Genomic DNA, 25,085 nt, shown 5'->3' on the forward strand with positions numbered 1-25,085 from the left:
GAGGGGTGAGACCCGCGTCTCAGCGTGCCTCGGGCACACGTAGTCTCACTGCATGACGCGGAGCATCGATCTGGCGGTCGTCGCAGGCGACGGCATCGGCACGGAGGTCGTCGAGCAGGGTCTCGCGGTCCTGGAGGCGGCCCTGACCGGCACGGACGTCAAGGTGGCCACCACCGAGTTCGACCTGGGCGCACGTCGCTGGCACGCGACGGGCGACACCCTGACGGACGACGACCTGGCGCGCATCAAGACGCACGACGCGATCCTGCTGGGCGCCATCGGCGACCCGTCGGTGCCGAGCGGCGTCCTCGAGCGCGGCCTGCTCCTCAAGCTCCGCTTCGCGCTGGACCACTACGTGAACCTGCGGCCGTCCAAGCTCTTCGCCGGCGTCCGCAGCCCGCTCGCCGAGCCGGGCGAGATCGACTTCGTCGTGGTCCGCGAGGGCACCGAGGGCCCGTACGTGGGCAACGGCGGCGCCCTGCGCGTCGGCACGCCGCACGAGATCGCGACCGAGGTGTCGGTCAACACCGCCTTCGGCGTGGAGCGCGTGGTCCGCGACGCGTTCGCCCGCGCCGCGCGCCGGGACCGCAAGCACCTGACGCTCGTGCACAAGCACAACGTGCTGGTCCACGCCGGCCACCTGTGGCGCCGTACGGTCGAGGCCGTGAACGCCGACTTCCCGGACGTGACGACCGACTACCTGCACGTCGACGCGGCGACCATCTTCCTCACCACGAAGCCGAGCCGCTTCGACGTGATCGTGACCGACAACCTGTTCGGCGACATCCTCACCGACCAGGCGGCGGCGATCACGGGAGGCATCGGCCTCGCGGCGTCGGCCAACATCAACCCGGACCGGACGTCGCCGTCGATGTTCGAGCCGGTGCACGGCTCCGCTCCGGACATCGCCGGGCAGGGCAAGGCCGACCCCACGGCCACCGTCCTGTCCGTCGCGATGCTCCTGGACCACCTCGAGCTCGCCGACCAGGCGCGCCGGGTGGAGGCCGCCGTCGCGGCGGACCTCGCCGAGCGCGGCGAGCGAGTACGGTCGACGTCCGAGGTGGGTCGCGACCTCGCGGCCCGCGTGGCCGGGTAGTCCCGTACGACGCGTACGACGACGTCCCCCGGCCCTGAGCGCTTGGCCGGCCGACGTCGTCGTCGGCCGGGCAGTTTGCCCGGCCGGGGAACCTTCGGCAACCGGCCGGGCGTGGAAGACTTGACCACGTCCACCCGGTGAAAGGCCCCCACGATGACTACGTCCAGCACCATCCTTCCCGCCGAGCTCGAGGACCTCGTCGCCCTGTTCGACGTGCGGCGCACCGATGCGCCCACGTCGGACGAGGCGCGGGCCGAGCTGGTGGCCGCGCCGAAGTTCGGCACGGTCTTCACCGACCACATGGCCCGCATCACGTGGCGTGCCGACGTCGGCTGGGCCGACCGTCGTATCGAGAAGTACGGCCCGCTGCAGATGGACCCGGCCACGGCGGTGCTCCACTACGCGCAGGAGATCTTCGAGGGCCTCAAGGCGTACAAGCACGCCGACGGCTCGGTCTGGACGTTCCGGCCCGACCTCAACGCCGCCCGCTTCGCCCGGTCGGCGCACCGCCTCGCGCTGCCGGCGCTGAGCGTCGACGACTTCATCGGCTCGCTCGCCGCGCTGGTCCGCACGGACCTGGCGTGGGTGCCCGGGAGCTCCGACTCCAGCCTGTACCTGCGCCCCTTCATGTACGCCTCGGAGGTTTTCCTGGGCGTGCGGCCGAGCGCCGAGGTCGAGTACCTCGTCATCGCGTCCCCGGTGGGACCGTACTTCGCGGGCGGCGTGAAGCCGGTCTCGATCTGGGTCGCCGACGACTACCACCGAGCGGGCCCCGGCGGCACCGGCGCGGCCAAGTGCGGCGGCAACTACGCGGCGAGCCTGCTGCCCCAGCTGGAGGCGCAGAAGCTCGGCTTCGACCAGGTCTGCTTCCTCGACGCGATCGAGAACCTGTACCTCGAGGAGCTCGGCGGCATGAACGTGTTCCTCGTGATGGCCGACGGGTCGGTCCACACGCCGGAGCTGACAGGCTCCATCCTGGAGGGCGTCACGCGGTCCTCGATCCTGCAGCTCGCGGCGGACCGCGGCCACGACGTCGTCGAGCGCCGTATCCCGCTGGCCGAGGTCGCCGCCGGACTGGCGGACGGCTCGGTCAAGGAGATCTTCGCCTGCGGCACGGCCGCGGTGATCACCCCCGTGGGCCGGCTGGCGGGTGGCACGTTCGACCACACGCTCAACGGCGGGGAGCCGGGCGAGCTGACCATGGAGATCCGCGACGAGCTCACGGACATCCAGTACGGCCGGGTGGCGGACCGCCACGGCTGGCTGCGCCGGCTCGCCTGAGGCGCGCGCCGCATGGGGCGACGCCTCGACCTCCGGGAGCTGAACCGCACCACGCTCGGGCGGCAGCTGCTGCTGGCCCGCGCCGACGGCCCGGTCACCGACGTGATCGGCGCCGTCGGCGGCCTGCAGGCCCAGCACGCACGCATGCCTTTCGTCGCGCTCCACGCCCGGCGCACCGGTGACACGGTGGCCGACCTGGATGCCGCCGTGCTGTCCTGCAGGGTGGTCAAGGCGACGGTGATGCGCTCGACCCTGCACCTGGTGCCCGCCGCGAACCTGCCGGTCCTCGACGCCGTCGCGGCGGAGCAGCGGGTCGCCACGTGGGCGCCGAGCGCCCGGCGCGCGGGGCTCGACCTCGTCGCCCTCAACGCGGCGGTCCGGGAGCACTGCCGCGCGCCGCGCACGGTCGACGAGATCGAGGCGTTCGCCGCCTCGCTCCACCCGGGCGTCGACGCCGCGGCGGCCATCCCCGGCGGCGTCAGCCGCGCCTGGTGGCGCCTCGCCTCCGCCGCGGGCGGCCTGGTCCAGGTCCCGCCCGCCGGGACGTGGGACGCCCGGGGCACGCCGCGCTACGGCGACGCGACCGCGTGGGCGAGCGTGGACGCCGTCGGGCAGCCGGAGGTGGGTCTGGACGAGGCCCGGGCACGGGCGGTGGCCGGGTACCTGCGGGCCTTCGGTCCCGCCACGGTGGCCGACGTCGGTCGCGGGCTCGGCCTGCGCCGCGTCGGTCAGGTGAAGCGAGCCCTGGGCGAGCTGGACCTGGCGACCTACGACGGACCGGACGGCGAGACGCTCGTGGACGACGCCCGGCTGGGCACCCTGCCGGGCGACGCCGCTGCGCCCGTGCGCTTCCTGCCCCGCTGGGAGCAGCTGCTCGTCGCGCTGGACGGACGGGACAGGATCGTCGTGCCGGAGCACGTCCCGGCCGTCTACAAGCGGAACGCCGACGTGCTGCCCACGTTCCTCGTGGACGGGTTCGTGGCCGGGACGTGGGCGGTGGAGGGGAGCGGCGACCGCGCCGAGCTGGTCCTGGCACCGTTCGGCACCGTCGCAGCACGCGACCGCGCCGCCGCGGAGGAGGAAGGAGAGGCGCTGCTGCGCCTCCTCGTCCCGGCCGCGACGGCGCGGTCCGTGCGGTGGAGCTGAGCGCTCAGACCGCGGAGCGGCGCACCACGGTGCGGCTGAGCGTGCCGGTGAGCAGCGACCACACCGCGCTGCCGAGGACGATCCAGACCACGGCGGCGAGGACGGCCGGCACGATCTCAGGCTCGCCCGCGAAGGGCAGGGCGGCAAGAATCACTGTCGCGAGCGCGATGACCCAGCCGAAGAAGGACCGGGGTCGCGGTGTGCTCAGCACCAGCAGGTACAGGACGATCGCCGACAGGAGCGCGAAGACCGCGCCCACGACCGCCCACGTGGCGTAGTCGGTACCGGTCCCGAAGATGGCCGGCGGCGACTGGATGTCCAGGTTGAAGACCTCCTCGAGGAGGAAGACGGCCGCGAGGCCGATCAGGGCGGCCACCAGCATGGTGGCCAGCGCCCCGGCCCAGAACCGGCCTACCTCGAGGCCGAGCCGGGGGTCCTGGGTGCCTGACGTGACGGGCTGGACCGCTTCGTCGTCCGCCCGGGGGTGGCCCACCGGTGTGGTGGGCGTGCCGGGTGCCTGCGCCGGCGGGTAGGCGGGCGGCGGCTGCTCCCCGTAGGCGGGGTCGTACGGTCGGTTGGGATCGCTCATTGCGTTACCTCCCGGTTGTGAGCCGTATGTCCACTCCACCACACAAAGGGTGGACGTGCACGGCCAGCACCTACAGAGTAGGCCGGATCACTGGGGCCGGACGACCGGGAACGCGACCGTGTCGGTGACCCCGTCTACGGTGAGGGACTATGACCGGGGACACACCAGACGGCGACCTGCTCCTGCGAGCCCGCGGGCTCACGAAGACCTTCGGCGACTTCACGGCGGTGGACGGCGTGGACTTCGCCGTGCGCCGAGGCGAGGCCTTCGGGTTCCTCGGTCCCAACGGCGCCGGCAAGTCGTCGACGATGCGGATGATCGGCGCCGTCTCGCCGCCCAGCGGGGGAGAGCTGCGGATCTTCGGCCTGGACCCGTCGACCGACGGCCCGCGCATCCGCGCGCGGCTCGGCGTGGTGCCGCAGCAGGACCAGCTGGACCAGGAGCTCACCGTCGAGGAGAACCTGTGGGTGTACGGGCGGTACTTCGGCCTGTCGCGCTCCCAGGTACGGGAGCGGGCCGTGGAGCTGCTCGAGTTCGCCCAGCTGACCGAGCGCGCCAAGGACAAGGTGGAGCCGCTGTCCGGCGGCATGAAGCGGCGCCTGACCATCGCCCGGTCGCTCATCAGCGCCCCGGAGCTGCTCCTCCTCGACGAGCCCACCACCGGCCTGGACCCGCAGGCACGCCACCTGCTGTGGGACCGGCTGTTCCGGCTGAAGCGGCAGGGGGTGACGCTCATCCTCACCACCCACTACATGGACGAGGCGGAGCAGCTGTGCGACCGGCTGGTGGTGATGGACCACGGCCGCATCGTCGCCGAGGGTTCGCCCCGGCAGCTGATCGAGCAGCACTCCACCCGCGAGGTGCTGGAGCTGCGGTTCGACACGGACGACCATGCCGAGTACGCGGGCAAGGTGGCCGGCGTGGGCGAGCGGGTCGAGGTGCTGCCCGACCGGCTCCTGGTCTACGCGCACGACGGCGACGCGGCGGCCGCCGAGGTGCACTCGCGCGGCATCGAGCCGCTGTCCTCGCTGGTGCGCCGCTCCACCCTGGAGGACGTGTTCCTGCACCTGACCGGCCGCACCCTGGTGGACTGAGATGACGACCCTCTTCGAGGCACGCGGGGCGCACGGTGAGCGCCCGTCCCTGACCACAGGCGAGCGGATCGGCTCCGTCCTGGAGTACCAGCTCGCCGTCAACCGCCGCACCTGGCGTGGCAGGATCTTCAGCCGCTTCCTCTCGCCCGTGTTCTTCCTGCTCGCCATGGGCATCGGCCTCGGCGGCCTGGTGGACGACCGGGCGGGCGGGGTGGACGGCGTTCCCTACCTGCATTTCGTGGTGCCGGCGATCGTCGCGGTCCAGGCCATGTGGGTGGCGATCGGCGAGTCGACGTTCCCGGTGCTGGGCAACATCATGTGGGACCGGATGTACGACACGATGCTCGGGACTCCGCTCCGGCTGCGGGACCTGCTCGCGGGACACGTCCTGGCCGTGGTGGGGCACATCATCATGGCCACCCTCATCTTCGTGGGGGTTGCCGCCGCGTTCGGCGGGTTCCCCACCTGGGGCGCCGTGTGGTGCATTCCCGTCGCCGTGCTCACCGGGCTGGCGTTCACGCTGCCTGTGTTCGCGTTCACCGCGCGGCAGGAGCAGGACGGTGGGTTCAACATCCTCTTCCGCATGGTGGTCACGCCGCTCATGCTCTTCTCGGGCACGTTCTTCCCCGTGGCGCAGCTTCCCGTCGTCCTCCAGCCGATCGCCTGGGTGACGCCGTTGTGGCACGGCGTGGAGGCCGGCCGGGCCCTGTCGCTCGGCCGGGTGGACCCGCCGTGGCTCCTGCTCCACCTCGGGGTGCTGGTGACGTTCGTGGTGGTCGGCTGGGTGCTCGCGGAGCGCTCGTTCACGAGGAGGCTGATCAAGTGAGCAGCACGACGGCGCCCCTGGCGGTGCGGGTCTCGCGCCTGCTGCCCGTCCCCGCGGGTGCGGGCATGGCGCGGATGCTCGTGGAGCGCAACGTCCGGTCGTACAAGCACGGCTGGATCGCCCTGGTCACGGGCTTCCTGGAGCCGGTGCTGTACCTGTTCTCGCTCGGGGTCGGGATCGGCGCGCTCGTGCAGACGGTCACCACGGACTCGGGCGAGGTGCCCTACGCGGCGTTCGTGGCGCCCGCCCTGCTGGCCACCTCAGCGATGAACGGCGCGGTGTACGACTCCACGTTCAACGTCTTCTGGAAGCTGCGCTACGCCAAGCTCTACGACGCGGTCCTCGCCACCCCGCTCGGGCCGCGCGACGTGGCGGTCGGCGAGATCGCCTGGTCGCTGATCCGGGGCGCGCTGTACTCGGCTCTGTTCCTCCTGGTCGCCACCCTCGCAGGCACTGTCACGTCGTGGTGGGCGCTGCTCGCCCTGCCCGCGGCGGTCTTCATCGGGTTCGCGTTCGCGGCGGTGGGCATGTTCGTCACGACCTACATGAAGTCGTGGGCGGACTTCGAGTGGGTCAACCTGGCGATCCAGCCGATGTTCCTGTTCAGCGCCACGTTCTTCCCGCTGGAGACCTACCCGCCGACGGTGCAGTGGTTGGTGCAGCTCACGCCGCTCTACCACGGGGTGGCGCTCGAGCGGGCGCTCATGCTCGGCCAGGTGGACGCCGGGATCTGGTGGCACGTGGGCTACCTGGTGGCCCTCGGGGTGGTCGGGCTGATCGGCACTGGGCGGCGTCTCGAGAAGCTCCTGCTCACCTGACGTCGTCCCCCATGGTGGAAGGGGGGTGCCACAGCGCCTGTGCTGTGGCACCATGTGGCGCATGACACCGCGCGCACCCCAGCGACAGGCGATCTACATCGTGTAGCGCGTCCGGCACCACATCACCGGACGCGCCGACCTTCCATACCCGGGAGGTCTTTTTCTTTGCCCGGATCCGCACTGGTGGGAGAGACATGAGCAGGACAGCAGCACCTGTCACGTTCGACGTGTACGACACGACCCTGCGCGACGGCGCGCAGCAGGAAGGCATCAACCTGTCGGTCGCCGACAAGCTGGCGATCGCGGTGCTGCTCGACGAGCTGGGCGTCGGGTACATCGAGGGGGGCTGGCCGGGCGCTGTCCCGAAGGACACGGACTTCTTCGCACGTGCCGCCAAGGAGCTGACCCTGAAGAACGCGGTGCTCGCGGCCTTCGGCTCGACGCGCCGGGCGGGCCTCCGGGCCGGCGACGACCCGCAGGTGCGGGCGCTCCTGGACGCGGGCGCGCCCGTGGTGACGCTGGTCGCGAAGTCGGACGTGCGGCACGTCGAGCGGGCCCTCAAGACCACGCGCGAGGAGAACCTCGCCATGATCAGCGACACCGTCGCCTACCTGGCGGCGGAAGGCCGTCGCGTGGTGCTGGACGCGGAGCACTTCTTCGACGGCTACCGCCACGACCCGGCCTACGCGCTGAGCGCTGTCGACGCGGCGTTCTCGGCCGGTGCGGAGGTGGTCACGCTCTGCGACACCAACGGCGGGATGCTGCCGGGCTGGGTCGGCGAGATCGTCGCGGAGGTGCGCTCCGCCGTCGGGCACGACCTGCTGGCCCGGGGCGACGTGCGCCTCGGGATGCACGCCCACAACGACTCCGGGTGCGCCGTGGCCAACTCGCTCGCCGCCGTCGACGCGGGCGCCACGCACGTCCAGGGCTGCGTGAACGGCTACGGCGAGCGCACCGGGAACGCCGACCTGATCGCCGTGGTGGCCAACCTCGAGCTGAAGTGCGGGATGGAGCTCCTGACGGGTGCGGGCCTGACGGAGGCGACGCGCATCGCGCACGCGATCAGCGAGATCACGAACATCTCCCCGTTCGCCCGGCAGCCGTACGTAGGGTCGAGCGCGTTCGCGCACAAGGGCGGCCTGCACGCCAGCGCCATCCGCGTGGACCCGGACATGTACCAGCACACCGACCCGAAGGCCGTCGGCAACGACATGCGCATGCTCGTCAGCGACATGGCCGGCCGCGCCTCGATCGAGCTCAAGGGGCGCGAGCTCGGGTTCGACCTCGCCGGGCAGGCCGAGCTCCTGACGCGGGTCACGGGGCGCGTGAAGGCCGCCGAGGCCGACGGGTACACGTACGAGGCGGCGGACGCGTCGTTCGACCTGATGCTCCGCGAGGAGATGGACCAGCGGCCCGGGTACTTCACCGTCGAGTCGTGGCGCACCATCGTCGAGACGGGCCCGGGCCAGGCCGACCGGCACGACGCCGCCGCGAGCGCGGAGGCCACGGTGAAGCTGCACGCCGGGGGCGAGCGCATCGTGTCGACCGGGGAGGGCAACGGCCCGGTCAACGCGCTGGACCAGGCGCTGCGCGGGGCCCTGCGCCGGGTGTACCCCGAGGTCGACCGGATCGAGCTGATCGACTTCAAGGTGCGGATCCTCGACAGCGAGCAGGGCACGGACGCCACCACGCGGGTGCTCATCGAGCACACGGACGGGCAGCGGTCGTGGTCCACGGTGGGCGTGGGCCCCAACGTCATCGAGGCGGCCTGGGAGGCTCTCGTGGACGGGCACGTGTACGGCCTGCTCAAGGCCGGCGCGGCGCCGAGATAGGCGTCGCGAGACAGGGTGCGGTCCGCGAGACAGGGGTCAGCCCGCCGAGACAGGCCTGCCGAACGCCCATCTCGCGGACTGACCCCTCTCTCGGCGGATCGTGGGTCAGCGGCGGCGGCGCTCCGTGTCGCCGTGGACGGCGTCGTACGTGACCTCGAGCGCCTCCTGCGTGCGGGAGTGCTTCTGCGCCACCCGGACGAACAGGTAGTCGATCACCGTGAGCTGCGCGATGCGGCTCGACAGTGCCCCCGCCCGGAACTTGGTCTCGCGGGCGGTGGTGGCGAGCACCAGGTCGGAGACGTTGCTGATGGGACCGTCCGGGTAGTTCGTGATGGACGCCGTGGTGGCGCCTGCGCGCTGCGCCAGCTCCAGCGTGCGCAGCGTCTCCTTGGTCTTGCCCGAGTGCGTGATGGCGATGGCCACCATGCCGGGGCGGAGCAGCGCGGCCGCGGCGACCTGCTGGTGCGGGTCGGGCGAGCAGAAGACGTACAGGCCGATGCGCTGCAGCTTCATCGCCAGGTCCTGGGCTGCCAGCCCGGACGACCCCACGCCGTAGACGTCGATGCGAGGAGCGTTGACGACGGCCTTCGCGAGCTTCTCGAGGGTGACGACGTCGAGCATCCGCGCCGTCTCCTCGATGGTGCGGGCCTCGTGGAACGCGATCTTGTTCACCACGTCGGTGACGCCGTCGGTCTGGTTGATCTCACCCTCGGCGATGCCGGACCGTTCCATCTCCATCATGCGCCGGCTGGTCGCCTGCGCCAGGTCGATGCGGAACTCCGGGTAGCCGGCGTAGCCGACGGCCCGGCAGAAGCGGACGACGGTGGCCTGCGAGGTGTCCGCGTGGCCGGCGAGCTCGGTGATGGTGGATCCGACGACCGTGTCCGGGTCGTCGAGCACGGTCTGTGCGACCCGGGCCTCGGCGGGCCGGAGGGTCGGTAGGGCGCGCTCGAGTCGGACGAGGACGTCACCGCTCATCAGAAGTCTCCAGGGGTTGGGCGAGAGATGCGAAGCTGCCTGAACTCCGGAGGGATGCCCATGCCGTCGGCGGAGGCTTCGCCCGTGAGGTCCTGATCGAGCGCCATCGCTCCCGTGTCCTCCGTGCCCCCCGCCGCGCCGCGGCCGTCGATCCGGACCGTCAGCCAGGGCCGGTACGCGACCATTCTAGCCGCGTTGTCCCGAAGGTGTCGTGCCAGGTGGAGCGCACCGTCGAGCGGTGTGCCCGCGCTCGGGACCAGCTGGACCTCGGGACGCTCCTCGGCGAGCTGTTCCGCCAGCGTGTGCGTGAGGGGCGAGTCCTCCTGGACCAGGCTGCCGGTGGTCGACGCCATCGGGGGGATGCCGGGCGCGAGGGCGGTGACGAGCGTCGTCGCCAGGTGCCTGCCGGCCTCCACGAGGATCTGCTCGGAGATCCGGTCGCCTGCACGGGCCGCGGCCATCACCGCGGGGGCGAGGGCGGCGAGCCGGCCGGCGCGGTCGTTGGTCTTGTAGACCTGGGCGGGCCAGGTGGCCACCGGCCCGAGCCGCGCGGTGACGGACTCGAGCAGGTACGGCGAGCCGCCGCGCGGACGCCCGTCGTGCGCAGCGGTCGCGGCCCGCAGGGCGGCGCTCCCGATCCAGGCGCCGGCCCCGAGGTCGCCGAAGACGTGCCCCCACCCGTCGGCACGGTGCCAGCGGCCCGTCTTGTCCCAGGCGAGGGCGACCGATCCGGTCCCGACCGAGAGCACGGCGCCGGGGCGGCCGCGCAGCGCGCCGAGGTGCGCCGTCAGGGCGTCGCCCGCGACGGCGGAGCGGTTGGTGCGGAGCTCGGTCGCCAGGGCGTCGTGGATGTCGTTCGGGTTCTCCACCAGGGACTTCAGCCCCGTGACGCCGACAGCCGCGGCGGCGACGCGCGGGCGGTCCTGACCGATGGCGCCGCCCTGGTGACCGGTACGTACGGCCCAGGCGACGAACGACCGGCAGAGGGACGCCACCACCTCGGCAGCGTCGCTGCCGTCCGGAAGGATCTCGACCCGCCGGCCCTCGAGCTGGATGCGCTCCCCGCCCCGCCCCTGCACGGCCACGAGCCGGGACCCGCTCCCGCCGACGTCTACCGCGACGATCCATGAGTCGGCGCTGTCGTCAGCCGTGATGTCCCCTTGTGTGAATTCCGTCACCGCGACATTCTCACACGAAACTTCACCAAGATTGTTTAAAGGACAATAGAAATTCTCACCATATTGCGGGTGAATCGTCACCCGGGCGTACCGTTGACGACGTGCGCGGAGAGTACAAGGTACCTGGTGGCAAGCTTGTGGCGGTCGACGTCGAGGTGCGGGACGGCCGGCTGGCCGACGTGCGGGTGAGCGGCGACTTCTTCCTCGAGCCGGACGAGGCGCTCAAGGGTCTCGGGTCGGCGATGGAGGGCATGGCCGAGTCGGCGTCCGTCGCGGAGCTGGCGGCGTCGGTCTCGCGGGCCGTCGAGGGCGCCACGATGATCGGGTTCGACGCGGAGGCGGTCGCGGTCGCGGCGCGGCGCGCGCTGGGGCACGCGACGGGCTGGGCGGACCATGTCTTCGAGGTGATCCACGACGCGCCCGTCTCGCCGCTGCTCAACGTCGCGCTCGACCAGGTCCTCGCCGAGGGGCTCGGCGCGGGGAGGCGAGGCCCGACGCTCCGGATCTGGGAGTGGGACGAGTCCGCGGTGATCATCGGGTCGTTCCAGTCCCTCCGGAACGAGGTGGACCTGGAGGGCGCCGCCCGGCACCGCGCCCGGGTGATCCGGCGGATCTCCGGCGGCGGCGCCATGTTCATGGAGCCGGGCAACACGATCAGCTACTCGCTGTACGTCCCGTCGTCGCTGGTGGAAGGGCTGAGCTTCGAGCGGTCGTACGCCTTCCTCGACGACTGGGTCCTCGGCGCCCTGCACGACCTCGGCGTCGACGCCACGTACGTGCCCCTGAACGACATCGCGTCGCCCGCCGGCAAGATCGCGGGCGCCGCCCAGAAGCGGCTGAGCGGCGGCGCGATCCTGCACCACGCCACCATGGCGTACGACATGGACGCGCAGAAGATGACCGAGGTGCTCCGGATCGGGCGCGAGAAGCTGAGCGACAAGGGCACGCGGAGCGCGAACAAGCGCGTGGACCCGCTGCGGTCGCAGACGGGCATGGCCCGGGCGGCGGTGGTCGACGCCCTCGTGGCGTCGTTCAGGTCCCGCTACCAGACTGTCGACGGCACGGTCACGGAGGCCGAGCGGGCGCGCGCCGAGGAGCTCGTGCGGACCAAGTTCGCGACACCGGAGTGGACCGCTCGCGTCCCATGATCCTGGAGGTCACGATCTGATAACGGCCTGTCACATGAGGCTTCCGCGCGTCCCGCGGAGTCAGTAATCTCCACAAAGCACGTCGGTTAGGGAATTCCATTTCACGAAATGTTTCGGGACAGGTTTCGCGCACCAAGGACGAAGGGGACTCGCCGATGATCGCCGAGGCGGGATACGAGCGGCAGGCGCCGCCGGGCGGACGGCCCGTCTCTCCCACGGAGGAGCGCAACACACGTACCTACGACATCGACCTCGTGCCGACGGCCGAGGTCGTCCGCCGGCTGGGCGACGAGGACGCCGGGATCGTCGCGGCGGTCCGCGCCCAGCACCCGCGGATCGTCGAGGCCGTGGAGCTGGCTGTCGACGGAATCCGGTCCGGTGGGCGGGTCCACTACGTCGGGTCGGGCACGTCGGGTCGCATGGGCATGATGGACGCCGCCGAGCTGCTGCCGACCTTCGGTGTCGGCCGCGAGATGTTCGTGCCGCACCTCGCCGGAGGGCTCGACGCGTTCCGTGTCGCGGTGGAGGGCGCTGAGGACGACGTCGAGGCAGGTGCCGCGGCGGTGGGCGCCTGCGGGCCCCATGACATGGTGGTCGGGATCGCCGCGAGCGGCGCGACCCCGTACGTCCGGGGCGCGCTCGAGCGGGCGCGTGCAGCCCGTGCGAGCACGGTTCTCGTGGCGTGCAACCCATGGGCGCCCCTCGCCGAGCACGTCGACGTCCCGATCCTCGTCAACACGGGACCGGAAGCCATCACGGGCTCCACGCGGCTGAAGGCGGGCACCGCGCAGAAGCTCGTGCTCAACACGTTCTCGACGGCCGTCATGATCCGGCTCGGCAAGACCTACTCCAACCTCATGGTCGAGTTCCTCGCGACCAACGCGAAGCTCCGCGACCGCCAGGCCAGGCTTCTCGTCCAGGCCACCGGCCTCGACCGGGACGAGTGCGAGAAGGCCCTCGTCGATGCCGGCTCCGACCTGCCGGTCGCCCTGGTCATGCTGCTCGGCGGCGTCGACGAGGCCAAGGCCCGCTCGGCTCTCCTGGGAGACGGTGTGCGCGCGGCGCTGGCCCGCCTGGGCGGTCCGGGCCGCTAGAGGGCGCTACGCCGTCGGCCTCGGCCCGAACACCGCCGTGCCCACCCGGACGATCGTGGCGCCCTCGGCGACCGCGAGCTCCAGGTCGCCGGACATGCCCATGGAGAGCTCGCGGGCGTCGTCGGTCCCCGGTCGGCCCGACGACGCCACGTCGTCCCGGATCTCCCGGAGGCGAGCGAACCCGGCGCGCACCACCTGCTCGTCGTCGCTGCGTGCGCCGATCGTCATGAACCCGGTCAGCCGCAGCCCCGGCAGGGCGGCGACGTCGAAGGCCAGGGAGGGCCCGTCGTCGGGCAGGGTGCCCGACTTGGAGGGCTCGCCCGAGACGTTGACCTGGACCATGACGTCCAGGGTGCGTCCGTCCCGGACGCAGCGCTCGGAGAGCGCGAGGGCGAGGGCGAGGCTGTCGACGGACTCGACGCAGCCGGCCGCACCCAGGACCTGGTTGACCTTGTTGCGCTGCAGGTGCCCGATCATGTGCACGGCGACGCGGCCCGCGGCGACGTGCGGGGCGAGGGCCGGCGCCTTGGCGACGAGCTCCTGCACCCGGTTCTCGCCGAGGAGGTCCGCTCCGGCCTCGACCGCGGCCAGGACCATGGAGGCGTCCTGGGTCTTGGTGGCCACGAGGAGGCGGACGGCGTCCGGCGCGCGTCCGGCGTCCGCCGCCGCGGCGCTCACCCTGGCCCGGACAGCGGCGAGGCGTTCGGCGAGGGGACCTGTCGGGACGGGCGAGTGGGGCACGGTGCCAGTCTAGGAACGCTCGGGCCAGAAAAGTTCAGGGTCGGGTCAGGGACGTCCGGGGTACCACCGAGGGCCCAGGATGCGGGACAATCACGACATGAAGACGTTGCTCAACATCATCTGGCTGATCTTCGCCGGACTGGGCCTGTGGTTCGCCTACGTGATCGCGGGCATCCTGCTGTGCATCCCGATCATCACGATCCCGTTCGCGGTGGCGTCGTTCCGCATCGCCGGGTACGCGCTGTGGCCGTTCGGCCGCACGGTGGTGGACAAGCCCGGCGCGGGCGCCGGCTCGTGGATCGGCAACGTGCTGTGGATCGTGCTCGCGGGCTGGTGGCTCGCGATCGGCCACATCGTCACGGCCGTGCCCCTGTTCATCTCGATCATCGGCATCCCGCTCGGCGTCGCCAACATCAAGCTGATCCCCGTGTCGCTGCTGCCGCTCGGCAAGGAGATCGTGCCGAGCGACGTCGCGTTCCCCACGTACGAGCGCGGCCCGCGCCCGTAACGTCAGTCCCGGGCGATCGGCGCTGCGGTGCCGCCCGTGAGCCGGAGCAGGTCGGCGGGGGAGAGGCCGACGTCGAGCCCTCGCCGACCACCCGACACGTAGACGACGTCGTACTCCTCGGCCGACTCGTCCACCACCGTGACGTGCCGCTGCTTCTGCCCGAGCGGCGAGATGCCGCCCACCACATAGCCGGTGGCGCGCTCGGCCGTCGCAGGCTCGGCCATGACGGCCTTCTTGCCGCCCGCCGCACGCGCCAGCGCCTTCAGGTCGAGCCTGCGGTCCACCGGGACGACGCCGACGACGAGCCGCCCGTCGACGTCGGCCAGCAGCGTCTTGAAGACCTGCGGCGGCTCCACGCCGATCGCCGCGGCGGCCTCCAGGCCGTAGCCGAGGTCGCTCGCAGGGTCGTGCTCGTACGGGTGCAGCGTGTGGGGGACGCCGGCCTTCTCCAGCGCCACGACGGCGGGCGTTCCTGCGGGGGCGTGCTTGCTCTTCTTGGCCACGGACGGAATTCTCCCCCGGACGGGTCGAGATTCGCTCACGTACTGTGAAGGCGTGCTCGCCCTCCTCGTCCTCGCCATCATCCTCGGCGGGGCCCTCCAGCGGGTGACCGGGATGGGCTTCGGGCTGGTGGCCGGGCCGTTCATCGTCCTCATCCTCGGCCCGCTCGAGGGCGTGCTGATGGTCAACCTCCTGGGTGCGGGCAGCGCGCTGGTGATCCTCGGGCGCGTGTCGCGGGGGGTGGACTGGCGGCGCTACGCCTTCCTCGCCGCGGCCTCCCTCGTCGTGATGGTGCCCGCCGCGCTCCTCCTCCGCGGGGCCGGCTCAGCGACCCTCGAGGTGACGGTGGGGGCGGTGGTGATCCTCGCGATGACGCTCGCCCTGGTCACGTCGCGCCTTGCCGGTGCCCGCCGGCGGTTCGCGCCCGGTGCGCGCTGGCCGCTGCTCGTCACCGGCGCGGCGAGCGGGTTCGGGAGCGTCGCCGCCGGGATCGGGGGGCCGCCGCTGGCGGTGTACTCGGTGCTGGACCGCTGGGACCCGCGTGCCTTCGCCGCAACCGCCCAGCCGTTCTTCCTCACCAACGCGGCGGCGGCTCTCACGGCGAAGCTGATCTTCACCGACGCCAGCCTCCCCGCGATGTCACCGTGGGGCTGGGTGGCCGTGGCGGCGGCCGCCGTGGCGGGCATCGGTCTCGGCGAGGTGCTGGCGCCGCGGGTCTCCCGGGAGGCCACGCGCCGCGTCCTGGTCGTCCTCGCCTATGCAGGCGGGGTCGCGACGCTGGTGCGTGGCCTCGCGGGCTGACCGTCAGCCGGCCGGCAGCACCGACGTGTCGAGCGCGCCGAGGATCATCGCCGGCTCACCGGTCGGCGTGAGGCTCGTCGCGCCGAGGCCCGCGACGGAGCAGGACCCGCTGCGCGGCACCCCGTTGTTCCAGACCTGGCGGAGGCAGTTGCGCATCGCCAGCTGGCCCCAGTAGTTCGGGTGCAGCGACTCCTGGACGGAGTACGGCCCCCCGACCGTCGACACGGTCCGGATCTGGTTGATCCACTCCGTGCGGTCCTGGGCCCCGGCAGCCTGCCAGTTCGCGAGGCCGACCTCCTCGTACAGGCCCACGCCGTTCTCGCACAGCCGGCGCCCGTCGAACGCGTGCGTCATGTCGAGCGTGCGCACGTTGGTGAGGCCGGAGTCGGCGGCGGCGCCCAGCAGCGCCCCGTTGATCGTCGGCAGGGCCGTGGAGTTGGCCCAGTCGGCGTCCCGGTTCCAGAACCCGCACCCGCCGGTGGACTGCCGGGTGTACCCGGACTCGGAGTACCGGAAGCCCGAGCCGTGGGGGACGGGGGACGGGTAGTTCTGGACCACGAGCGTCCACTGGGAGCTGGTGTACCCGGCGTTGCGCATGGCGGTGTCGACGTTGCGGATCGCGGCGGTGACCCGGGCGCGGACCGCTGCGACGTTCGTGCTGGTGAAGCTGGCCCGCACCGACGAGTCGTCGTTGCAGTAGTTCTTCCACCAGGTGGGCGACGTCAGGAAGTTGACCACGCAGGCCTGGACGATGCTCGCGAACTTGAAGTCGTTGCCGCCGATCGACAGCGCGACCATCTTCACGTTGTGGGTGGCCGCGAACTCCTGGAGCATCAGCGCCTGGCCCTTGTTGGCCCCGCTGGCGTAGAAGTCGATGCCCGGCTTGAACAGGTCGCCGGACGTCGTGGCGGTCGTGGCGCCCGAGCAGGCGAGGTTGTGCCCGCTGACGCCACCGCCGATGTAGGCCTCGGCGGACGCTGCCCGGTGGCAGCCCGGGATGGTCTCGGCGGTGCGGCTCGCGTTGTCGAAGTAGGCCGTGGGGCCCAGCGCGTCGGCGCGGCTGGACGACGCGTTGGAGCTGCCCGCCCACCGGCCGGCCTCGCCGGAGATGTACGAGTCCCCGAGGGTGACCACCCACGGGGACCCGGAGCCTGGGCCGTCGGCTGCTGCCGGGGCCGCTGGAGCGAGGGGCACGAGCAGGGCTACCAGGCCCATCACCAGCGCAGAGGAACGGACGATTCGCATGACGTCTCCTGTCATCCAGCGGCCTGCCCCGGGCACCGTTGACCGGGGTCGCTCAAGGACGCTACTGACTTGAGGTTAGTAGATATCCTCCACGAGGTAAATATCGGGCAAAGACTTAGATCTGGCCCACATCGACGATGGTCAGCACGACGGCGCCTGCCTCGTCGCTCGCGGCGAGGTCGACCAGCGCCGTGATGGCCCAGTCGTGGTCGCCGTCCGCGTCGTCGAACACCTGGCGGACCCACCACGTGCCCGGCTCGACGCGCCCGCCCTGCGGCAGCTCGGCGCCCGGCTCGAGGATCGTGAGGAGGGCCGACGAGCGCGCGGGGGCGCCGAACCCGATCGAGTCGTCGCCCTGGGCCTCGAACAACGGGTCCAGGGCCTCGCCCCAGGCGTCCGCGTCCCAGCCGTCCGTGGCGTCGAGCGCGGCGAGCGCCGGGTATGCCTCCCGCGCCGCGAGCTCCACGCGGCGGAACATCGCGTTGCGTACCAGCCGCCGGAACGCGCGGGGGTTGCCGGTGACGGGCCGCGCGGGCGCCTCGGCCCCGGCCTCGGCGAGGGGGCCGGTGACGATCGTGTCGGCGTCGTCGTCCACGGGGTTGGCGAGGCGCTCCCACTCGTCGAGGAGCGAGGAGTCGGTGCCGCGCACGAGCTCGCCGAGCCACTCGACGATCTCCTGGACCTCCTCGGTGCGGTGGTCGTCGGGCACCACCTGGCGCAGGGCGCGGTAGGCGTCGGCGAGGTAGCGGAGGACCACACCCTCGGTGCGCTCGAGCCCGTAGACCGAGACCACCTCGGTGAACGTCATGGCGTGCTCCACCATGTCGCGCACCACGGACTTGGGGGAGAGCTCGGCGTCGGCGACCCAGGGGTTGGCCCGCCGGTACGTGATGAAGGCGGACTCCAGCAGGTCGGCCAGCGGCTTGGGCCAGGTGACCTCCTCGAGGAGCGCCATGCGCTCCTCGTACTCGAGCCCCTCGGCCTTCATCGCGGCCACGGCCTCGCCGCGGGCCTTGTTCTGCTGGCCCATGAGGACCTGGCGCGGGTCGTCGAGCGTGGCCTCGATGATGCTGACCACGTCGAGGGCGTGCGTGGGGCTCTCGACGTCGAGCAGGTCCATGGCGGCGAGCGCGAACGGGGAGAGCGGCTGGTTGAGCGCGAAGTCGCGCGGCAGGTCGACGGTGAGTCGGGCGGACGGGCGCCACCCGCCCGGCCGGGCCGCGTCGGGCACCCGGACCTTCTCGACGACGCCGGAGACCCGCAGGGACCGGTAGATCCGGAAGGCCTGGCGTACGTGCTCGGCCTGGCGGGCGTCGGAGTCGTGGTTGGCCGTGAGCAGGTGGCGCATCGCGTCGACGGGGTCGCCGGTGTGGCGGGCGAGGACGTTGAGCACCATGGCGTGGGTGACCCGGAAGTTGCTGGTCAGCGGCTCGGGGTCGGCGTCGCGCAGGCGCTCGAAGGTGGAGTCGGTCCAGTTGACGGCCCCGGGCGGCGCCTTCTTCCGCACGATCTTCTTGAGCTTCTTCGGGTCGTCGCCCGCCTTCTGGAGGGACTTGCGGTTCTCGATCACGTGGTCGGGCGCCATGACGAGCACCTCGCCCAGGGTGTCGAACCCCGCGCGGCCCGCCCGCCCGGCGATCTGGTGGAACTCGCGCGCGGTGAGGTGGCGCATGCGCTCGCCGTCGAACTTCACGAGGCTGGTGAGCAGCACGGTGCGGATGGGCACGTTGATGCCCACGCCGAGCGTGTCCGTGCCGCAGACGACCTTGAGCATGCCCTGCTGCGTGAGGCGCTCGACGAGGCGGCGGTACTTGGGCAGCATTCCCGCGTGGTGGACGCCCACGCCGTGCCGCAGGAACTTGCTCAGCGTCTTGCCGAAGCCGGTGCCGAACCGGAAGTCGCCGATCTCGGCCGCGATGGCGTCCTTCTCGGCCCGGGAGGCGATGTTCGTCGACAGCATCGCCTGCGCCCGCTCGACGGCGTCCTTCTGCGTGAAGTGCACCACGTAGACGGGGGCGCGGTGGGTGGTGACGAGCTCGTCGATGACGTCCACCAGCGGCTCCACCACGTACGAGAAGGTCAGCGGCACCGGGCGCTCCGCGCTGGTGACCTCGGCCACGGGGCGGCCCGAGCGGGACTCGAGGTCCTCGACGAGGCGCGTGGTGTCGCCCAGCGTCGCCGACATGAGCAGGAACTGCGTGCGCGGCAGCTCCAGCAGCGGCACCTGCCACGCCCACCCGCGCTGCGAGTCCCCGTAGAAGTGGAACTCGTCCATCACCACCTGGGTGATGGCGTCCTCGTCGGCGGCGGCCCGGTCGTCACCACGGCGCAGGGCGAGGTTCGCGAGGATCTCCGCCGTGCAGCAGATGATCGGGGCGTCCGGGTTGACCGCGGAGTCGCCGGTCATCATGCCCACGTTCTTGGACCCGAAGGCGGCGACGAGGTCGAAGAACTTCTCGCTGACGAGGGCCTTGAGCGGGGCCGTGTAGTACGTGCGGCCGCCGCGCCCGCTGCGGTAGGCGGCCAGGCCCGCGAACTGCGCGCCCATCGCCACCATCGACTTGCCGGACCCGGTGGGGGTCGCGAGGACCACGTGGGAGCCCGACACGAGCTCGATGAGCGCCTCGCTCTGGTGCGGGTACAGCTCTCGCCCGCCTGCGGACGCCCACTGCGAGAAGCTCTCGAACAGCACGTCCGGGTCGGGGTCCTTGCCCGTGGGGGCCGGGAGGTACGGGATCAGGGTGCCTGCGGGCCGGGGCGTGGTGGGCGCGTCGCTCGTGGTCGTCATCGTGGGCCCCATTGTGGCAGGCGCCGAGCCGCAGGGCGCCCGACGCCGGTGGGCCGGGCGGTGCGCTCAGCCCACCTCGGCCACGGGCTCGGGCCGGGCGATCCGCTCCTCGCCGAGGCGGACGACCACCACGCCGGCCAGGATGAGCAGGCCGCCGACGAGCTGGACCGGGCGGGGGAGCTGGCCGAGCAGGAGCCAGGCGAACCCGATCGCCGCCACCACCTCGAGCAGCGACACGAAGGACGACAGGCGCGAGCCGAGCCGCCGCCCCGCGGCGATCCCGGTCACGTAGGCGATGCCCGCGGTCACCACGCCGAGCCCGGCGAGCGGCAGCCACCACGGCACCGACGTGCCCGCGTAGACCGGCGTGGCGGCGGACGCGGTGAGCGGCATGAGCCCGGCGAGCCCGAGCAGGCCCAGCACCAGGGTGCCGACCACGAGCCCGCCCGCGGCGAGCACGAGCGGCGGCAGGCCCGTGGTCTCGTCGCCGTTGATGACGAAGTAGGTGGCGGCGCCCACCATCGCGCCGAGCGACCACGCGACGCCGACCGGGCTCAGCTGCGCGCCCGAGAGCAGGTCCAGCACGAGCACCAGACCGAGCGCGGCGAGCCCCGCGCCGGCGAGGGTCACGGGTCCGGGACGCTGGCCGTGGCGTAGCCAGAACCAGACGACGACGGCGGCCGGGGCCGTGTACTCGATGAGCAGCGCGGGCCCCACCTGCATGTGCTGCACGGCGGAGAAGTAGCAGAACTGGGCCCCGGCGACGGCGAGCGTCCCGTAGGCGACGATCAGCCCGACGTTGCGTCGCACGGCGCCCCAGCGGCCCCGCAGGGCGATGAGGCCCGCGGGCAGCACCACGAGGGTGCCGACCGCCACGCGCACCAGGACCACCGCGCCGGGGCTCCAGCCGGTGGCGAACAGGCCGCTGGCCAGCGTGCCGGACAGGCTGAACGCCACGGCCGAGGTCAGGGCGAAAGCGAGCCCCGTGACGAGGCGGCGGTTCCCGAGACGCGCGGCCAGGGTGGTGCCCGGGCCCGTTCCGGGGGAGGTGTCAGGAGTCACGGCGCTCATGACACATGACGGTACGGAGCAAGGGGTAATGTGTCAACGTGGTATTTGCTCATGACACCGAGATGTCGCTCCTGGCCGCGGTGGCGCTCGTGAACTCTGCCCAGCCGCCCGAGACGCTGACCACGGTGGCCGAGCTCGACGCCTTCTTCGTGACGTACGAGTACACGGGCCGGCACGACCGGACCGTCGCCGAGCTCGACCAGGTGCGAGCGCTCCGCCCCCGCCTGCGCGCGCTGCTCACGGCCGGCCCGGAGGCGACGGCCGACCTGGTCAACGAGATGCTGGCCGAAGCCCGGGCGGTCCCCCGGCTGGTGCGGCACGACGCCTCCGGCTGGCACGTCCACGCGGTGTCGGAGGACGCCCCCTGGGCCACCCGGATCGCCGTCGAGTCGGCCATGGCGATGATCGACGTCCTCCGGGAGGGCGAGTCCTCCCGGCTGTCGGTGTGCGCCGACGAGGACTGCGAGGGGCTGGTCCTCGACCTCTCGCGGAACCGGTCACGCCGGTTCTGCTCGGTCGCGTGCACCAACCGCAACGCGGCGGCGGCCTACCGGGCGCGCCGCCGGGCGTGAGGCGTCAGGCGGGCCTGAGGCGTCAGGACAGGTCCCACAGCAGGCGGTAGTAGGCGATCTTCTCGTCGTCCCGGTCGATCCCGTAGGCGTCGAGAAGGACGTCCTCGAAACCCGGGCCGTAGTTCCACTGCGTGCTCCACGTGGCGACCGCCAGGTCGGCCCACGGGTCGGCGACGCCGAGCCGGCCGAGGTCGACGTGCGCCGTCCAGGAGCCGTCGTCGCCGACGAGCGTGTTGGGCGCGCAGGCGTCGCCGTGGCACACGACGAGCCGGTCCGCAGCGGGCGCGTCCGCCAGCCGGGCGCGGGCCTCGACCGGGTCGAGGTGCTGGTGCCCGGGCTGCCACGTCTCCTGGCCCTCGCCCGCGGCGAGCCGGGCGTCGGCCCGGGCCAGCCGGTCCTCCACCGACCAGGTGAAGGGGCAGTCCGCGACGGGCAGCGTGTCGTGCAGAGCCCGCAGGCCCACCCCGATCGCCCGCGCCGCGGTCCCGGGCTCGGCCCGCCACCGCGGCACGACGGCGGAGCTCCCGTCGAGCGCGGCCGTCACCATCCACTGGGCCTCGTGGTCCTCGCCCGCGTCCAGCACCCGCGGCACGGGCGTGCGGCCCTCCGCCCACGCGAGCCGGGCGGCCTCCTCGCGCAGGTCGATGCCCGCGCTGCGGGGCGACCACTTCACGAACCGGACGCCAGCGCCCGGGGCGAGCGCCGCACCGCCGTCGGGCACCAGGGGGTCCAGGCGGAAGGTGCGGCCGCCCACCTCGTTGTTCCAGACCGGGGTGATCTCCGCGCCGTCGGCGAGGGCGGCGACCGAGGCGGGGACTGCGACGGGCCCCACCGGGATCTGCGAGATGATCTGCGACATGCGGCGATGGTGTCACGCGGGCGCCGGGCGCCGGAAGCGCTTTCGGTCGGCGCCGCGCAGCCGGTGGTTCTCGACGGCGTCCCACAGCCTGCGGTAATAGGCGCTCCTCTCCGGGTCGGGCGCGACGCCGTACGCGTCGAGGACCACCGGCTCGAGGCCTGGTCCGTACCGGCGGGTGACGCTGCGGGTGGCGACGGCGAGGTCGGCCCAGCGGTCGGCCACGCCCAGCTCGCCGAGGTCGACGTGGCCGGCGAACGTGCCGTCGTCGGCCAGGAGGGTGTTGGGCACGCACGGGTCGCCGTGGCACACGACGAGACGGTCGACGTCCGGGACTGCCTGCAGCAGCGCGCGGAGCGGACGCGGCAGGTGCGGCGGGAGCGACGCGAGCCGGTCACCGGCGGACCAGGTGTAGGGGCACGTGCCCACCGGCAGGGCGTCGTGCAGCAGGCGCAGCCCCACGCCGATCACCCGGGCGGCGTGCTCGCGCTCGGCGACCCAGCGGGCCTCGATGGCCGACGTCGCCTCGATCGCCTCCGTGACGATCCACCCGGCGGACCGGCTCGTGCCGACGTCCAGGACGCGGGGCACGACGGCGTGGCGCCGCGCCCACTCGAGGCGACGGGCCTCGTCGAGCGGGTGCGGGCAGGCCGTCCCGTGCGGGACCCACTTGAGGTACCGGGCCGGGCGCCGGGAGCTGCTGCCCGGCTCGTCGAGGCGGAACGTGAGGCCACCCATTTCGTTGCGCCAGACCGGCGTCACCACGGCCCATCCGGCGAGGGCCCGGACGTCCGGCGGGACGTCGACGGGCGTCGGACGGATACCGACGAGCGCTCGCGACACGCCGACATCGTTCCATGACGCGCCGGAGGCGCACACCGCGTCCGTGATACCAGGTCACAGACCTGGCGCCGGACGCGGCGCGCGCCTCCTTACTCGGTACGACGGGCGCGGCCCAGGTCACGGGATCGCCGTCCTGGCCCGCGCCACGCGCACTGCTGGGTGCCTAGCAGGCGCCCTGGTCCTGCCACACGCCGTACTGCCCGCTCTGCGACGGGATCTCGGCGAGGGTCCACCACTGGGCACGGTACTGGCGGCTCTGGTAGGTCACCACGTGGCCGGCGGTGTACGTCGTCGTGGCGCTCCAGGCCGGGGCGGTGCAGGAGCCGACGGGCGGGGTCGTGGGGGTCGGCGTCGGCGTGGGGGTGGGGGTGGGGGTCGGCGTGGGGTTGGTACCGCCGCTGCCCACGGTGACGTCGGAGCAGGCGTAGAACGCGTTGACGGTGTCGTACACGTTCCAGCGGGCGAGGATGGTGTGGTTCCCGCTCGGGAGGCCGGTCAGCGTGTGGTTCACCGTGGAGCCGGGCTGGGCGCCGTTGTCGTTGACGGTCTTGAAGAGCCGGCCGTCCACGAAGTACTCCCACGTGGACGTGCGGTGGTTGGCCTTGATGGTCCACGTGAACGTGGTGGTGCTGCCGATCGTGGTGCGGGGCCACGCGAGCGAGCTGTTGTCCAGCGTGGTGTACCGGGTACCGCCCGAGCAGAGCATGGAGCCCTTGGCGGACTCGACGCTCTGGGGCTCGTACTCGATGCCGTCACAGCCCCAGCTGACCGTGCGCTTGGCGCAGTGGTCCTGGCGGCTCGGCGGGTAGCTGACCCAGCCGTGTGCCTCGGCCTGCGGCGTCAGTGCCGCGGGGGTGGCGACGAGGGCGGTGACCGCCAGGGCGAGCGTGGCGATGGCTGCGTAGAGGCCGCGGGGGAGCCGTCTGCTCAGGGTGGAGCTCATGTTTCACCTCGTGTCTCGGGGGTCGTGCTGTTGCGGGCCTCACGCTAGGAATTGTTCGCGGACCTGACAATTAGGGTGACCGCGTATACGGGAGGCTGCGTAGACCGTCCCGGTGAGGTGCCCGCCCCCAGGTTGTCAGAAGCTCCCCGGTGAATGCACCGGGGAGCTTCTGACAACTCGGGGAGGCGTGGCGGCTAACAGGCGCCGAGGTCGCTCCAGACTCCCCACTGGCCGCTCTGGGACGGGATCTCCGCCAGGGTCCACCACTTGGCCTGGTACTCGCGGCGCTGGTACGACACCTGGGCGCCGCCCGTGTAGGCCGTCGTGGCGCTCCACGCCGGCAGGTCGCAGGAGCCGCTGGGCGGCGGCGACGTCGGGGGCGGGGTCGGGGTGGTGCCGCCACCGCCGCCGACGTTCACGTCGGTGCACGCGTAGAAGGCGTTGTTCGTGTCGTACACGTTCCACCGGGCGAGGATCGTGTGGCTGCCGCTCGGCAGGCCGCTGAGCGTGTGGCTGACCGTGGCCCCCGGCTGGGCGCCGTTGTCGTTGAACGTGCGGAACAGGCGACCGTCCACGAAGTACTCCCACGTGGCGGTGCGGTGCCGTGCGGTCAGCGTCCACGTGAACGTGGTGGTGCTCCCGACCGTGGTGCGGGGCCAGGCCAGCGAGCTGTTGTCCAGCGTGGTGAACCGGGTGCCGCCCGAGCAGAGCATGGAGCCCTTGGCGGACTCGACGCTCTGGGGCTCGTACTCGATGCCGTTGCAGCCCCAGCTGACCGTGCGCTTGGCGCAGTGGTCCTGGCGGCTGGGGGGCGACGTGATCCAGCCGTGTCCCTGGGCGCTGGGCGTCAGCTCCGCGGGGGTCGCCACGAGCCCGGCGATCGTCAGGCCGACGACCGCGAGGGCTGCGAGCAGGATCCGTCCGAGCCGACCTTGCAGGGTGATGGTCATGGTGCTCACCTCTTTATCGGGGCTTGGTCGAACGGGGATGGTTCCCCGTCCAGAATGTGCACCTTTGACGGTAAGATAACGACGCGACGGTAACAATGAGGGCAAACTCGTACTCCTGGGAGGCGTGGGAGTGTCACGGGGCTGGCTGTGACGCGGCTCAGCGGCCGCGGCGCGGCAAGGCGGCCG

At 72.3% G+C, this 25,085-nt stretch carries 24 protein-coding genes; 12 read left to right on the forward strand and 12 right to left on the reverse strand.

All coding sequences use genetic code 11. The features are described from left to right. Positions 1-52: 52 nt before the first annotated feature. The 3 genes from D1350_RS18225 to D1350_RS18235 all read left to right on the forward strand — a co-directional run bounded on the left by D1350_RS18225 (position 53) and on the right by D1350_RS18235 (position 3,523). The gene (locus D1350_RS18225; RefSeq protein WP_125777475.1) at positions 53-1,096 is read left to right on the forward strand and encodes a 3-isopropylmalate dehydrogenase; all 1,044 of its coding nucleotides are present in this window, start codon (positions 53-55) and stop codon (positions 1,094-1,096) included. Between the two features lie 153 nt (positions 1,097-1,249). Continuing rightward, on the forward strand, positions 1,250-2,377 hold the full coding sequence (locus D1350_RS18230; RefSeq protein ID WP_125777476.1) for a branched-chain amino acid aminotransferase: 1,128 nt from the start codon (positions 1,250-1,252) through the stop codon (positions 2,375-2,377). A gap of 12 nt (positions 2,378-2,389) precedes the next feature. After that, on the forward strand, positions 2,390-3,523 hold the full coding sequence (locus tag D1350_RS18235; protein ID WP_125777477.1) for a winged helix DNA-binding domain-containing protein: 1,134 nt from the start codon (positions 2,390-2,392) through the stop codon (positions 3,521-3,523). Positions 3,524-3,527: 4 nt separating this feature from the next. Here D1350_RS18235 and D1350_RS18240 read toward each other — a convergent pair whose 3' ends face one another. After that, positions 3,528-4,112 carry a hypothetical protein gene (locus D1350_RS18240; protein ID WP_125777478.1) on the reverse strand — a complete coding sequence of 195 codons (585 nt, stop codon included), beginning with the start codon at positions 4,110-4,112 and terminating at the stop codon, positions 3,528-3,530. Between the two features lie 149 nt (positions 4,113-4,261). On the opposite strand from D1350_RS18240, the gene D1350_RS18245 reads away from it, so the two are divergent. The 4 genes from D1350_RS18245 to cimA all read left to right on the forward strand — a co-directional run bounded on the left by D1350_RS18245 (position 4,262) and on the right by cimA (position 8,682). Then, positions 4,262-5,206 (forward strand): ABC transporter ATP-binding protein, encoded by a 945-nt coding sequence (locus D1350_RS18245; RefSeq protein WP_125777479.1) that lies wholly within the window; start codon positions 4,262-4,264, stop codon positions 5,204-5,206. Between the two features lies 1 nt (position 5,207). Beyond that, on the forward strand, positions 5,208-6,032 hold the full coding sequence (locus D1350_RS18250) for an ABC transporter permease (RefSeq protein ID WP_125777480.1): 825 nt from the start codon (positions 5,208-5,210) through the stop codon (positions 6,030-6,032). After that, a complete protein-coding gene (locus tag D1350_RS18255; protein WP_240644191.1) occupies positions 6,029-6,850 on the forward strand; it encodes an ABC transporter permease in 822 nt (273 codons plus the stop codon). The genes D1350_RS18250 and D1350_RS18255 overlap by 4 nt, the downstream gene beginning before the upstream one ends. Positions 6,851-7,044: 194 nt before the next feature. After that, positions 7,045-8,682: a citramalate synthase gene (cimA, locus tag D1350_RS18260; RefSeq protein WP_125777481.1), complete on the forward strand. Its 1,638-nt coding sequence runs from the start codon at positions 7,045-7,047 to the stop codon at positions 8,680-8,682. A 105-nt stretch (positions 8,683-8,787) separates the two neighbouring features. Here cimA and D1350_RS18265 read toward each other — a convergent pair whose 3' ends face one another. After that, a complete protein-coding gene (locus D1350_RS18265) occupies positions 8,788-9,660 on the reverse strand; it encodes a MurR/RpiR family transcriptional regulator (protein WP_125777482.1) in 873 nt (290 codons plus the stop codon). Next, entirely contained in the window at positions 9,660-10,838 is a 1,179-nt protein-coding gene (locus tag D1350_RS18270) for an N-acetylglucosamine kinase (RefSeq protein ID WP_164545224.1), read from the reverse strand. Before D1350_RS18270 ends, D1350_RS18265 begins: the two co-directional genes overlap by 1 nt. Positions 10,839-10,939: 101 nt before the next feature. Here D1350_RS18270 and D1350_RS18275 point away from each other — a divergent pair, with 101 nt between their 5' ends. Together D1350_RS18275 and D1350_RS18280 are read left to right on the forward strand one after the other, a co-directional pair. Then, entirely contained in the window at positions 10,940-11,986 is a 1,047-nt protein-coding gene (locus tag D1350_RS18275) for a lipoate-protein ligase LplAB (protein WP_125777484.1), read from the forward strand. A gap of 155 nt (positions 11,987-12,141) precedes the next feature. After that, positions 12,142-13,080, forward strand: a complete 939-nt coding sequence (locus D1350_RS18280; protein WP_125777485.1) for an N-acetylmuramic acid 6-phosphate etherase — start codon at positions 12,142-12,144, stop codon at positions 13,078-13,080. Positions 13,081-13,086: 6 nt separating this feature from the next. Here D1350_RS18280 and D1350_RS18285 read toward each other — a convergent pair whose 3' ends face one another. Beyond that, positions 13,087-13,821 (reverse strand): YggS family pyridoxal phosphate-dependent enzyme, encoded by a 735-nt coding sequence (locus D1350_RS18285; protein WP_125777486.1) that lies wholly within the window; start codon positions 13,819-13,821, stop codon positions 13,087-13,089. A gap of 97 nt (positions 13,822-13,918) precedes the next feature. On the opposite strand from D1350_RS18285, the gene D1350_RS18290 reads away from it, so the two are divergent. Then, on the forward strand, positions 13,919-14,329 hold the full coding sequence (locus tag D1350_RS18290; protein WP_125777487.1) for a YccF domain-containing protein: 411 nt from the start codon (positions 13,919-13,921) through the stop codon (positions 14,327-14,329). A 2-nt stretch (positions 14,330-14,331) separates the two neighbouring features. On the opposite strand, the gene ybaK is transcribed toward D1350_RS18290, so the two are convergent. Continuing rightward, entirely contained in the window at positions 14,332-14,832 is a 501-nt protein-coding gene (ybaK, locus tag D1350_RS18295; RefSeq protein WP_125777488.1) for a Cys-tRNA(Pro) deacylase, read from the reverse strand. Between the two features lie 52 nt (positions 14,833-14,884). Between ybaK and D1350_RS18300 the strand changes: the two genes are divergently transcribed. Then, positions 14,885-15,631, forward strand: a complete 747-nt coding sequence (locus tag D1350_RS18300; RefSeq protein WP_125777489.1) for a sulfite exporter TauE/SafE family protein — start codon at positions 14,885-14,887, stop codon at positions 15,629-15,631. Positions 15,632-15,634: 3 nt separating this feature from the next. Here D1350_RS18300 and D1350_RS18305 read toward each other — a convergent pair whose 3' ends face one another. From D1350_RS18305 to D1350_RS18315, 3 genes are all read right to left on the reverse strand, one after another. Next, on the reverse strand, positions 15,635-16,876 hold the full coding sequence (locus tag D1350_RS18305; RefSeq protein ID WP_206074597.1) for an SGNH/GDSL hydrolase family protein: 1,242 nt from the start codon (positions 16,874-16,876) through the stop codon (positions 15,635-15,637). 115 nt (positions 16,877-16,991) lie between these two features. Continuing rightward, positions 16,992-19,664 carry a DEAD/DEAH box helicase gene (locus tag D1350_RS18310; RefSeq protein ID WP_240644192.1) on the reverse strand — a complete coding sequence of 891 codons (2,673 nt, stop codon included), beginning with the start codon at positions 19,662-19,664 and terminating at the stop codon, positions 16,992-16,994. Between the two features lie 66 nt (positions 19,665-19,730). Then, the gene (locus tag D1350_RS18315; RefSeq protein ID WP_125777491.1) at positions 19,731-20,735 is read right to left on the reverse strand and encodes an EamA family transporter; all 1,005 of its coding nucleotides are present in this window, start codon (positions 20,733-20,735) and stop codon (positions 19,731-19,733) included. A 38-nt stretch (positions 20,736-20,773) separates the two neighbouring features. Between D1350_RS18315 and D1350_RS18320 the strand changes: the two genes are divergently transcribed. Then, complete coding sequence (locus D1350_RS18320) at positions 20,774-21,307, forward strand: CGNR zinc finger domain-containing protein (protein WP_125777492.1); 534 nt, start codon at positions 20,774-20,776, stop codon at positions 21,305-21,307. A 22-nt stretch (positions 21,308-21,329) separates the two neighbouring features. Here D1350_RS18320 and D1350_RS18325 read toward each other — a convergent pair whose 3' ends face one another. The 4 genes from D1350_RS18325 to D1350_RS24770 all read right to left on the reverse strand — a co-directional run bounded on the left by D1350_RS18325 (position 21,330) and on the right by D1350_RS24770 (position 24,899). Continuing rightward, positions 21,330-22,166: an aminoglycoside 3'-phosphotransferase gene (locus D1350_RS18325; RefSeq protein WP_125777493.1), complete on the reverse strand. Its 837-nt coding sequence runs from the start codon at positions 22,164-22,166 to the stop codon at positions 21,330-21,332. Between the two features lie 12 nt (positions 22,167-22,178). Next, positions 22,179-23,006, reverse strand: coding sequence for an aminoglycoside 3'-phosphotransferase (locus D1350_RS18330; protein ID WP_240644193.1), 828 nt, complete (start codon positions 23,004-23,006; stop codon positions 22,179-22,181). 163 nt (positions 23,007-23,169) lie between these two features. After that, a complete protein-coding gene (locus D1350_RS18335; RefSeq protein ID WP_125777494.1) occupies positions 23,170-23,949 on the reverse strand; it encodes a lytic polysaccharide monooxygenase in 780 nt (259 codons plus the stop codon). A 194-nt stretch (positions 23,950-24,143) separates the two neighbouring features. Continuing rightward, positions 24,144-24,899 carry a lytic polysaccharide monooxygenase gene (locus D1350_RS24770; RefSeq protein WP_125777495.1) on the reverse strand — a complete coding sequence of 252 codons (756 nt, stop codon included), beginning with the start codon at positions 24,897-24,899 and terminating at the stop codon, positions 24,144-24,146. Positions 24,900-25,085: the final 186 nt, after the last annotated feature.

Origin of the sequence: Antribacter gilvus, from assembly GCF_003946865.1 — a bacterium.
In the GTDB taxonomy this organism is placed as follows: domain Bacteria; phylum Actinomycetota; class Actinomycetes; order Actinomycetales; family Cellulomonadaceae; genus Antribacter; species Antribacter gilvus.

Excerpts from the sequence above, each read along its gene's own strand:
- D1350_RS18290 (WP_125777487.1), top strand. The coding sequence starts at position 13,919 with ATGAAGACGTTGCTCAACATCATCTGGCTGATCTTCGCCGGACTGGGC.
- D1350_RS18235 (WP_125777477.1), top strand. The coding sequence starts at position 2,390 with ATGGGGCGACGCCTCGACCTCCGGGAGCTGAACCGCACCACGCTCGGG.
- D1350_RS18245 (WP_125777479.1), top strand. The coding sequence starts at position 4,262 with ATGACCGGGGACACACCAGACGGCGACCTGCTCCTGCGAGCCCGCGGG.
- D1350_RS18325 (WP_125777493.1), bottom strand. The coding sequence starts at position 22,166 with ATGTCGCAGATCATCTCGCAGATCCCGGTGGGGCCCGTCGCAGTCCCC.
- D1350_RS18225 (WP_125777475.1), top strand. The coding sequence starts at position 53 with ATGACGCGGAGCATCGATCTGGCGGTCGTCGCAGGCGACGGCATCGGC.
- cimA (WP_125777481.1), top strand. The coding sequence starts at position 7,045 with ATGAGCAGGACAGCAGCACCTGTCACGTTCGACGTGTACGACACGACC.
- D1350_RS18230 (WP_125777476.1), top strand. The coding sequence starts at position 1,250 with ATGACTACGTCCAGCACCATCCTTCCCGCCGAGCTCGAGGACCTCGTC.
- D1350_RS18280 (WP_125777485.1), top strand. The coding sequence starts at position 12,142 with ATGATCGCCGAGGCGGGATACGAGCGGCAGGCGCCGCCGGGCGGACGG.
- D1350_RS18310 (WP_240644192.1), bottom strand. The coding sequence starts at position 19,664 with ATGACGACCACGAGCGACGCGCCCACCACGCCCCGGCCCGCAGGCACC.
- D1350_RS18265 (WP_125777482.1), bottom strand. The coding sequence starts at position 9,660 with ATGAGCGGTGACGTCCTCGTCCGACTCGAGCGCGCCCTACCGACCCTC.
- D1350_RS18240 (WP_125777478.1), bottom strand. The coding sequence starts at position 4,112 with ATGAGCGATCCCAACCGACCGTACGACCCCGCCTACGGGGAGCAGCCG.
- D1350_RS18335 (WP_125777494.1), bottom strand. The coding sequence starts at position 23,949 with ATGAGCTCCACCCTGAGCAGACGGCTCCCCCGCGGCCTCTACGCAGCC.
- D1350_RS18250 (WP_125777480.1), top strand. The coding sequence starts at position 5,208 with ATGACGACCCTCTTCGAGGCACGCGGGGCGCACGGTGAGCGCCCGTCC.
- D1350_RS24770 (WP_125777495.1), bottom strand. The coding sequence starts at position 24,899 with ATGACCATCACCCTGCAAGGTCGGCTCGGACGGATCCTGCTCGCAGCC.
- D1350_RS18315 (WP_125777491.1), bottom strand. The coding sequence starts at position 20,735 with ATGAGCGCCGTGACTCCTGACACCTCCCCCGGAACGGGCCCGGGCACC.
- D1350_RS18305 (WP_206074597.1), bottom strand. The coding sequence starts at position 16,876 with ATGCGAATCGTCCGTTCCTCTGCGCTGGTGATGGGCCTGGTAGCCCTG.